This is a genomic window from Mycobacteriales bacterium (assembly GCA_035504215.1).
Lineage (GTDB): Bacteria > Actinomycetota > Actinomycetes > JAFAQI01 > JAFAQI01 > DATAUK01.
Map to the genome: position 1 here is coordinate 1 of DATJSI010000115.1, position 10,261 is coordinate 10,261.

The following is a 10,261-nucleotide window of genomic DNA, read 5'->3' on the forward strand; positions in this document are numbered from 1 at the left end:
GCAGCAGCGTGAGCTGGTAGTCCCGCAGCTGCTCGCCTTCCTCGTTCGTCGTCTGCCGGTGCCACTGGCCATCCGGGTCGAGCTCCCATGCCGACGTGCCCGGATCGGTCGCGAGTGCCAGCAGCCGCTGCAGGCCGGCGCGCGCCTCCGGGTCGTGCACCTCGACGAGCGCCTCGACCCGCCGGTCGAGATTGCGGTGCATCGCGTCGGCGCTGCCGATCATGATGTCCTCGGCTCCGTCATTGCAGAACCGGAAGATCCGGGAGTGTTCGAGAAAGCGGCCCAGGATGCTGCGAACGCGAATGTTCTCCGAGACGCCGGGCACCCCGGGTCGAAGGCAGCACATCCCGCGCACGACGATCTCGACGGGGACACCGGCGTTCGATGCGTCGTACAACGCGTCGATGATCTGCTCGTCGACGATGCTGTTGAGCTTCAGCGTGATCCCGGACGCGATGCCGGCGCGCGCGTGCTCGGCCTCGCGGGCGATGCGGGCAAGCAGGCCGCTGCGCAGCGTGTCCGGTGCCACCAGCAGCGTGTGGTAGTCGCGGTGCTTGGTGTAGCCGGACAGGTGGTTGAACAGGTCGGCGACGTCCGCCGTGACCGTGGGGTCGACGGTGAGCAGGCCGAGGTCCTCGTACAGCCGAGCGGTCTTGGGGTTGTAGTTGCCGGTCCCGATGTGCGCGTAACGGCGCAGCGACCCGTCGGGTTCCTGGCGTACGGCGAGGGCGAGCTTGCAGTGCGTCTTCAGGCCGACGACGCCGTACACGACGTGGCAGCCGGCGTGTTCCAGCGCCCGGGCCCATTTGATGTTGGCCTGCTCGTCGAAGCGCGCTGTGATCTCGACGACGACGAGCACCTGCTTGCCGGCCTCGGCGGCGTCGATCAGCGCGTCCACGAGCGGGGAGTCGCCACTGGTGCGGTAGAGCGTCTGCTTGATCGCGAGGACGGCGGGATCAGCTGCGGCCTGCTCGACGAAGGCCTGCACGCTGGTCGCAAAGGAGTCGTAGGGGTGATGCAGCAGCACGTCGCGACGGCGCATCGCGGCGAAGACATCGACCGCCGACTTGCCCTCGCCGCTCGCCCGTAGCTGCGGCTGCGTGACCGGCGGGTAGACGTCGTACTTCAGTGCCGGCAGGTCGAGCTCGACCAGTCGCCAGAGCCCGGCGAGGTCGAGCATGCCCTTCACGCGATACAGCTGCGCCTCACTGATGTCGAGCTCGCGGACGAGCAGGTCGAGGACGCGCTCGCCGATGTCGGCCTCCACCTCGAGGCGCACCGCCGGGCCGAACCGCCGGCGCATGAGCTCGCGTTCGAGGGCCTGCAGGAGGTTGTCGACGTCGTCCTCGTCGACGGTGAGGTCCTCGTTGCGGGTGACGCGGAACAACGACGCCTCGATGACGTCCATGCCGGGGAACAGCGCCGGAAGATGCGCCGCGATCACCTGCTCGATCAGTACGAACCGCCGCGCACCCACGCTGATGAAGCGCGGCAGGAGCGGTGGGACCTTCACCCGCGCGAAGTGCTCCCGGCCGTTCTCGCGGTCGCGCACGACGATCGCGATGTTGAGGGACAGCCCGGAGATGTAGGGGAACGGGTGTGCCGGGTCGACCGCGAGCGGGGTCAACACGGGGAACACGTGCTCGTCGAACAGCGCGTCCGCGGCCTTGCGCTCCTCGTCCTCGAGGTCGGCGTACATCACGACCTCGATGCCGGCTTCCTTCAGCCCCGGCATGATCTGGCTGCGGAACAGCTCACCGTTGCGGGCGCTGAGCTCGTGTGCCTGCTCGCTGATCAGCTCCACCTGCTCGCGGGCGGATAGCCCGGCAGGTGACACGATGCCGAGGCCGGTGGCGATCCGGCGCTGCAGCCCGGCCACCCGGACCATGAAGAACTCGTCGAGGTTGTCGGCGAAGATGGCGCTGAACCGCGCGCGCTCGAGCAGCGGGGTCTCGGGGTCTTCGGCGAGCTCGAGCACCCGCTCGTTGAACTGCAGCCAGCTCGACTCGCGGTCGAGGAAGCGGTCGGGATCGACCTCGCGATCGGCCGGCTCGGGGGTGTGGCCGAGGTCCTCGATCTCCTCGGCCAGATCTTCGGCGTAGCGAGGCAGGTCGCGCGAGCTCTGGCTGGTCGTGCTCACTGTCCTACTCTCGTCGGTGGACCGGGCGGCTGGCCCCGATGATCATGAACGCCTGATGAACGAGGGGTGAACAATCACCCCAAACGATCATGACCGAACGTGGACAGACCTGTGGACAACCCGCGCCTGCTTGCGCCGTCCGGGTGGGGACGTAACGGTTTGCGCATGGGGCCGACACTCTCACTCGCCGACCAGGTCGACAAGGTGGCGCAGCGGCTGTCCGCCGAGTTCTCCGGCCGGGTGCCCGATCCGGAAGTACGCAAGCTGGTCACCGAGGCCTACGGCTCGATGTCGACGGCCAAGGTGACCCAGTTCGTCCCGGTTCTGGTGGACCGCAGCGTGCGCAACCAACTCCGACAGCGCGCCGGCTGACGCGCTCATCGCTGCTCAGCGACCGCCTCGTTGTCGAAGCGGTAGCCCATGCCGGTCTCGGTCAGCAGGTAGCGGGGGCGTGACGGGTCCGGCTCCAGCTTGCGTCGTAGCTGCGCGACGTACACCCGCAGGTAGTTGACCTCGGTGGAGTACGCCGGGCCCCACACGTCGCGCAGGAGCTGGCGTTGGGTGACCAGTTTGCCCCGGTTGCGAACCAGGACTTCGAGCAGCTGCCACTGGGTGGGGGTCAGCTTGATCTCGCCGTCGGTGGCCGTCCGGACCCGCTTCGCGGCCAGGTCGATGGTGAAGTCCGGCGTGGTGATGACCGGCGCGTCCTGAGCCGGCGCCGCCCGGCGGACCGCGGCGCGCAACCGGGCAAGTAGCTCGTCCATCCCGAACGGCTTGGTGATGTAGTCGTCGGCGCCGGCGTCGAGCGCGGCCACTTTCGTCGTCTCGTGCTCGCGGGCCGACAGCACGATGATCGGCGCGGACGACCAGCCACGAATGCCTCGGATCACGTCCGCGCCGTCCATGTCGGGCAGCCCGAGATCGACGATGACGACATCCGGACGCTCCCGCGAGACCGTGGCCAGCCCGCTGATCCCGTCGCTCGCGGTCGTCACGTCGTACGAGCGGGCGGTCAGGTTGATGCGCAGAGCACGGCAGATCGCCGCCTCGTCATCGATCACGACGACCTTTGTCATGCCTGGGACCGCGGCGCCTCGACGTTCGCGGGGTCGACGGCAACCGGGAGGGTCATCGTCATCGTCAACCCGCCACCGGGGGTTTCGCCGGCGACGAGAGTGCCGCCCATCGCCTCGGTGAACCCGCGAGCGACGGCCAGCCCGAGGCCGATGCCGGTCGCGTTATCGCGGTCGCCGAGGCGCTGGAACGGCTCGAACATGGTCTGGCGCTGCGCAGCGATGACACCCGGCCCGTGGTCGATGACCGTGAGCCGCAGTCCGTCGGGCGCCGCGCGCGCCCGCAACATCGGTGGGCGGTCGGCGGGGGAGTAGCGCAACGCATTGCTGACCACGTTCGCGAGCGCGCGCTCGAGCAAGCCGGCGTCGGCCCTCAGCAGTGGCAGGTCCTCGGGAATGTCGAAGCGGACGGTGCCGGCCCCGGGCAGACCGTGCAGGGCGAGCGGAGCCACCTCGTCGACCGCCACCGGCTGGACGAACGGCTGCAACGCGCCGGTCTGCAGGCGGCTCATGTCGAGCAGGTTCGCGATCAGGCCGTCGAGCCGGTCCGCAGCCGTTTCGACGTCGGCAAGCAGCTCGCTCTCGTCGGCGGCGGAGTAGGCGACGTCCGGCTGGCGCAGGCTGCTGATGCTTGCCTTGATGGAGGCGAGCGGCGTCCGCAGGTCGTGGCTGACCGCCGCGAGCAGGGCGGTGCGCATCCGGTTCCCCGCCTCGAGCGCCTCGGCCTGCGACGCCTGCGTGCGCAACCGGTCGCGGTCGAGCGCGGCCGCCGCCAGGCGCGACGCCGCCTCGAGCAGCGCGGGCGCCACATTCGTCGCGTCGTCGGCAGCAACCACGAGTCGGAGGTCGCCGCGGACGACGAACGTGCGCGCGCGGTCCGGATCGATCTCCCCGGTCGTCGCGATGCGCACCCAGCGCCCGCTGACCTGCTCCTGCAGCTCGGCGTCGACATCGAGGTCGTCGTGCAGGTGCTGGAGGACGTCGCTAGGAGTGTCGTTGGCGCCGAGCACGGTGCGAGCGAGACCGAGCATGGACTGGGCCTCGCCGGCGCTCTGGCTGGCCAGCGTTGCGCGCCTGGCGGCCACGTGGACCACGCTCGAGACCGCCATCGCGACCAGGACGAACAGCAGCAGCGCGAGCAGGTTCCTCGGCTCTTCGATGGTCAGGGTGTGCAACGGCGGAGTGAAGAACCAGTTCAGGCACAGGCTTGCAGCGGCCGCTGCGAGCACCGCGGGACCGAAGCCACCCACGACCGCCACCGTCACCACGGCGAGCAGGTAGATCAGCAGGTCGTCGGCGAGGTTGAGGTCGGCCCGGATCACGGACAGCAGGAGCGTGAGCACGCTGAGACTGACGATCGCGACGGCGACACCGAGCCGCCTGCGCCGCCCACCGACCGCCGCGACGAAGTCGGCGAGGGACGGCCGGCGAGGGCCGCTCGCCGGATGCCCGGGCGGAACCACGTGTTCCAGTGTGATCCCAAATCCCCGTGACGTCGCGCCGGCACCCAGTCCGATGACAGCCGCCGTCGTGAGGACGATGGCGGACAAGGCCACTGGCCGGTGTCTCGCGGTCAGCGCGGCGTACGGCGCGGCGGAGAACGCGATCGTCGTCAGCCATGCGATGCCGGCCACGGAAGCGGCGGTGGACAGCCGCGAAACCGCGCTGGCGACGACGACGATCGCCGCAGCGATCGCAAGAACGCCGTCCGCGGGCAGTGCACCGTTGAGGCCGGCCGCGAGGGCGCCGAGACCGAGTAGCGCCGCGGCAGCGGCCGGCAGCACCAAGTGCGCGGGCGCCGGCCGGATCAGCGGCGTCTCAGTGCTCACAAGATCGAGAACACGCCCGACTACCGCCGAAAGCCAGGGTCTTAATACCTTTTTCACGCGCTGCAGGCAGGTCTTGACGCCGTCTTGACGCCGCGGACGATCTTGCGCTCTACCGTCGAGCCGTGGACGACGCCGCGCGCCCGCTTCCGATCGACGTGAGCCTTCCGGAGCGCCTCAGCTACCGGGTGAAGCGCAGGCTGCTCGGGCCCCCCTTGGTGACCGATCAACTGGTCGAGCAGCGGCTCGCGAACCCGGTCGCCTTCGGCGTTCTCTCACCGGACTGCATCTCGTCCTCGGCGTACGGCACCGAGGAAATGCTCATCGGGCTGCTGCCCTACGCGGGTTTCGCCGCCTTCACGCTCGTCCTCCCGTTGACCGGCGTGATTCTCGTGATCCTGATGCTCCTGCTCTTCAGCTACCGTCAGGTGCTCTCGGTCTACACGAAGGCCGGCGGCTCCTATGTCGTTGCGCGGGACAACTTCGGCCCGCGAGTCGCGCAGATCGCTGCGGTCGCGCTGCTCATCGACTACGTCGTGACGGTGTCGATCCAGACCGCCGCCGGGTCCGCTGCGGTGGTATCCGCCGTTCCGTCGATCGGCAACCACTTCGATCATCACGGCACTCTCGTCCTCAGTCTTATCGTCATCGCGTTGCTGTTCTGGGGAAACCTCCGCGGCATCCGCGAAGCCGGTCGCGCATTCGCCGTGCCGCTGTACTTCTTCATCACGATGGCGAGCGCGGTCATCATCATCTGCATTGCGCGCGAGATCACCGGTCATCTGATCGTCTTCAGCGTTCACAACCACTTGAGTGCGAAGGGGATCTACCCGATCCGCAAGCGCAACGGCTTCATCGAGGGCGCGACATTGCTCGTGCTGGCGCGGTCGTTCGCGAACGGCGGGTCCTCGCTCACCGGGTTCGAGGCGATCAGCAACGGCGTCGGCGCCTTCCGTCCGCCCGAGGGCCGCAACGCGCGCAAGGTGCTGCTGATCATGGCCTGCACGCTGGGGTTTCTCGTCGGTGGTGTTTCGTGGGTCGCGCATCTGACGCACGCCACGCCGTACGTGTCCGGATACCCGACCGTCATCAGCCAGGAGGCACGCGCCGCCTTCGGGTACGGCGGGCTGGGCAACGTGCTGTTCTACGTGGTGCAGGCGGCCACCGCGTTGATCCTGTACACCGGTGGAAACACGAGCTTCAACGGCTTCCCGTTCCTCGCCAACTTCGTCGCGGAGGACCGTTTCCTTCCGCGGCAGCTCACGCGCCGCGGGCATCGCCTGGTCTTCAGCAACGCGATCGTCGTACTTGCCGCCGTGTCGACCGCTCTGCTGCTGGTGACGGACGCCACGGTCAACAAGCTCGTCCCGTTCTACGCGATCGGCGTGTTCACCGGGTTCGCGATGGCCGGCTACGGGATGGCGAAGCACTTCTCGAAGACCAAGGAGGGGAACTGGCGGCGCAGCATCGCCATCAACATGACGTCGGGAGTCGTGTCGACGATCGTCGTCGCAATCTTTGCCATCGCGAAGTTCACCGAGGGCGCATGGGTCATCGTGATCCTGTTCCCGGCGCTGGTCTTCGTGTTGATCCGGCTCAACCGCGAGTACCGCGAGGAAGCGGAGGTGCTCGGCTCGATCCAACCCGAGGTGCTGTCCTGCCCGCCGAACTTCACGCGCCACGTCGTACTGATCTTCGTCAACGAGCTCGACCTCGCTGTGATCGGCGCGATCCGCTACGGGCAGACGTTGAAGGCCACCGAGCTGCGTGCGGTGCATTTCAACCTCGACAGCACCGCCGCCCATCAGCTCGAGCAGCAGTGGGAGCAGACCGCGCAGAGCATCCCGCTGGAGATCGTGGACACTCCCGATCGGCGCTTGGGCCGGGCTGCCCTCGAGCTGGTCCTGCGGGAGACCTCCGTCCCGGGCACGCACGTAACGGTGCTGTTGCCGCGTCGCGGGTTCGCGCCCGCCCTCGGACGGCTGCTGCACGACCGTACGGCGGACAAGATCGCCGCGGTCATCAGCAGACTGCCGAACGCAGCGGCCACGATCGTGCCCTTCGACACCTCACGGCCGGACCGGGCCGTGCTGTCGGTCGGCGGCGCGGTCAGACCGAAGCGGATGAAGGCGCCGCGGACGCCCAAGGCGCCAGGGACGGCGCCGACAACCGGCGAGCGGGCAGTGCCGGCGGGTGGCAACGGCGCGGCCGCTCCCGACATTGACCTCAACCGGATGCTGGCCGATGACCTGGCGCCCGGACCCGACCCGATCGGTACTCTCGGTGCCCGCCAGCCGGCGGTGATCCACGGGCGGATCCGAAGCGTGCGGCTCAAGCCGCTCGCCGACTCCCCGATGCTGGTGTGCGAGGTGGTCGACGCCACGGGTGGGCTGGAGCTGCTGTTCTACGGGCGGCGGTCGATTCCCGGGATGAAAGCAGGAGCGACGATCACGGCGACGGGCCGGACCATGAGTCACCACGGCCGGCTCGCGATGGCGAACCCCCGCTACCAGCTCAAGCCCGCCAGCCACCACGCGGCATCGACCTAGCGTCTGGACCCGCCCTTCGTCCGCACCGATGGCCCATTGATGGGCCTATCGCGCCACTGATGGGCCATGCGTGCGCCCCGAGCCGTCATCGACGGGCACCAGGAGCCCGGCGTACGCAAGTCCCCGAGGACCATGCTTGGGACGGCTACTGGGAGAGCACCTGCACGGCGCCGTCCTGGGAGATGGCGATGGTCAGGCTGCGGACCGCGGCTGAGGAGCCGCAGTTGTCGCTGGTGTGACGCAGGCGATACGTGGCTACCACTGACCTCCGCATAAGCGTCCGGCGGTGCATGCTCCTGACCGTGATCCGAAGGTGCAGGGTGTGATCGCTGTTCAAGGGCTGGAGGGTCGTTTCATAGGACGTGGAGGTCGCGCACCGATGGTCGGCGCAGACCGTGAGCGTCCGGGCCGCCGGGTGTGATGCGAAGTAGCCCGACGCGCTGACAAGTACGCCCTGGTGCAGCGGCGACGTGGAGGAGCACTCGCCACCTCCGTCGCTGCAGCCGACCAGGCAGAGGCCGATCAACGCGATCGGGACACACATCCGTGATCCGAGCCGTCTCACGGAACGGCATTGCGCCGCTGACGAACGCTCGCGTTCTTCAGCAGGCTTCGTAGACGTAACCCTTGTGGCCACGGGCCACAACCTCGCGATCGCGAAGAATGATGGAGATCCGGTCGCCGCGCGCCGCGCACGCTTCGTGGTAGTACTTGCGCCCGTCGTCGGTGTACTCGATCTCGTAGACCTGGTCGCCGTACGCCTTCAAGTAGTAGCTGCACTCGCTGTAGACCTGACACTCCTCGGCGATCGCGAAGTCGAAGTGCGCGGTTCGCTTGAGATGCGCCGAGCGTTCGGCGTCGTTCTTCTGCGCCATTGCGAGCCCGTCCGCGTGACCCTTCGCGACCAGAAGCTTGGCGAACGTCTCGTCGTCCGCTCGGGTCAGCAGCCCCTTCGAGCGGGTGTTGGAGTCGAGGTTGTCCGGCTCGACCGCGTTGAACCCCTTGGACTTGCAGATGTGCAGCCAGCCCTCCTCGATGGCGAGCAGCTTGTGCCGGTCGGAGGAGGTCGCGGTGTCGAGGATGATCTCGCCGGGCCAACCGGGATCCTCGACCAGCGAGCCGTTCTTTCGAAGCAGCAGTCCGGGGTGGTACTTCTTCCACCAGCGATCTTGGTAGGCCTGGGTCTGGAACGCGTTGATGTAGCAGATGTTGTAGAAGCCGGGCGCAGGATGAGATGTGCGATCGCGATCGACGATCCGGACCGAGGGCAGCGGCTTGTACGCGCCACCGATCTGGTAGTCGAACCGGCCGTTCGCTGGGGGCAGCTGAACCTTCGCGACGCCCGGCACGCGGGCCAGTGCCATCGCGCTGGTCGACCATGCGCCGGTCGACCAGGTGCCGGCCGCAATCGCCGCCACCGCGGCGCAGACCGTCAACGACCTGAGCGCATGCCTTCCCATCGGCATGTCGCTACTGTCCCAGCCGGATGATCTGACCGCAGGTCTCGGCGACCGACTCGTCGTGGGTCGACAGGACGACGATGCTGCCGGCTCGGGTCGCCCGATGCAGGACCGCGACGACGCGCTCCCGGCTGTCGTGGTCGAGCTCGCTGGTCGGCTCGTCCGCGACGATGAGCGGTGGTTGGGGCGCGACCGCGCGGGCGACGGCCACCCGCTGGCGCTGGCCGCCCGATAGCCGGGTCGACTCACGGTCGGCGATGCCGACCAGCGAGAGCTCATCCATCAGCTCGCTGACCCGTTCGCGGATGTCCTCCGGCTCCCAGCCGCTCGCCTGCAGCGGCAGGCCGATGTTCTCCGAGACGGTCAAGGTTGCGGCCAGCAGTACCGGCTCGGTGACCACACCGATGTTGCCTCGGCCGGTCTCGCGTACGTCGGTGCCGTCCAGGGAGACGATGCCGTCGGTCGGAGGCGCGAGTCCGGCGACGACGGTGAGGACCGAGGTCTTGCCTGCGCCGCTGGGTCCCACGACGGCGAGGGAGCTGCCAGGTGTCAAATCGATGTCCGTGGCCGGCAGCAACGTTCGCTCGCCGACCGATACGGTCAGGCCCCGACAGACCAGCGTCACCGGCGGCCGCCGTCCTCGTCGTACGGCCGCAGCAGGATGCCGTGCCCGGTGACCTCGACGTGCGCGTAGTGGCCCGGCGGGAGCACCTCGAGCGCCTCGGCCGGCAGGGCGATCGACCCGTCCGCCCCGACGACGGCCAGCTGCGTGCCGTCGCGGCCTTCTGCACCCACCCGGCCGTCACGCATCGAGAGCGTCCGTTCGAAGGTCGAGGCGACCGCGGGGTCGTGGGTGACCACCACCAGCGTCGCGCCGGACCGCTCGGCGGCCTGGTGCAGCGTGCGGATGACGAGGTCGCGCTCGGACGGGTCGAGCCGGCTGGTCGGCTCGTCGACGAGCAACAAGCCCGGCCGGCGAGCCATGACGAGGGCGAGTGCGAGCCGTTGAAGCTGACCGGCTGACAGCTCGCGCGCCGGGTGGTCGACCACGTCGGTCAGTGCGAAGTCGGACAGCGTTGCCGCCGGGTCGGGGTCTCCTGCGCCGGCGAGGGCGAGCGTCGGGCTGGCATAGGGCAACAGGGCGCGCGACGGCTCCTGCAGCAACAACGCCACCGTGGTGGCACGAAGCCGCCGGCCCGCGAGTGGGTCCGCG

9 protein-coding genes are annotated in these 10,261 nt (G+C 68.8%); 2 read left to right on the top strand and 7 right to left on the bottom strand.

What is annotated here, in order from left to right; translation table 11 throughout:
* On the bottom strand, positions 1-2,077 hold a 2,077-nt coding region (locus tag VME70_13950; GenBank protein HTW21302.1), incomplete at its 3' end, for an RNA degradosome polyphosphate kinase.
* A 162-nt stretch (positions 2,078-2,239) separates the two neighbouring features.
* On the opposite strand from VME70_13950, the gene VME70_13955 reads away from it, so the two are divergent.
* Positions 2,240-2,512 (top strand): hypothetical protein, encoded by a 273-nt coding sequence (locus VME70_13955; protein ID HTW21303.1) that lies wholly within the window; start codon positions 2,240-2,242, stop codon positions 2,510-2,512.
* 5 nt (positions 2,513-2,517) lie between these two features.
* Here the strand turns inward: VME70_13955 and VME70_13960 are convergent, their stop codons facing one another.
* Both VME70_13960 and VME70_13965 read right to left on the bottom strand, forming a co-directional pair.
* Entirely contained in the window at positions 2,518-3,216 is a 699-nt protein-coding gene (locus tag VME70_13960) for a response regulator (GenBank protein ID HTW21304.1), read from the bottom strand.
* Positions 3,213-5,042: a DUF4118 domain-containing protein gene (locus tag VME70_13965; protein ID HTW21305.1), complete on the bottom strand. Its 1,830-nt coding sequence runs from the start codon at positions 5,040-5,042 to the stop codon at positions 3,213-3,215. Before VME70_13965 ends, VME70_13960 begins: the two co-directional genes overlap by 4 nt.
* 122 nt (positions 5,043-5,164) lie before the next feature.
* On the opposite strand from VME70_13965, the gene VME70_13970 reads away from it, so the two are divergent.
* Positions 5,165-7,588, top strand: coding sequence for an amino acid permease (locus VME70_13970; protein HTW21306.1), 2,424 nt, complete (start codon positions 5,165-5,167; stop codon positions 7,586-7,588).
* Between the two features lie 145 nt (positions 7,589-7,733).
* On the opposite strand, the gene VME70_13975 is transcribed toward VME70_13970, so the two are convergent.
* The 4 genes from VME70_13975 to VME70_13990 form a co-directional block, all read right to left on the bottom strand.
* Positions 7,734-8,132, bottom strand: a complete 399-nt coding sequence (locus VME70_13975; protein HTW21307.1) for a hypothetical protein — start codon at positions 8,130-8,132, stop codon at positions 7,734-7,736.
* A 58-nt stretch (positions 8,133-8,190) separates the two neighbouring features.
* Positions 8,191-9,054: an endo alpha-1,4 polygalactosaminidase gene (locus VME70_13980; GenBank protein HTW21308.1), complete on the bottom strand. Its 864-nt coding sequence runs from the start codon at positions 9,052-9,054 to the stop codon at positions 8,191-8,193.
* Positions 9,055-9,058: 4 nt separating this feature from the next.
* The gene (locus VME70_13985; GenBank protein ID HTW21309.1) at positions 9,059-9,673 is read right to left on the bottom strand and encodes an ATP-binding cassette domain-containing protein; all 615 of its coding nucleotides are present in this window, start codon (positions 9,671-9,673) and stop codon (positions 9,059-9,061) included.
* A partial coding sequence (locus VME70_13990) for an AAA family ATPase (protein HTW21310.1) occupies positions 9,670-10,261 on the bottom strand: 592 nt, incomplete at its 5' end. The genes VME70_13985 and VME70_13990, both read right to left, overlap by 4 nt.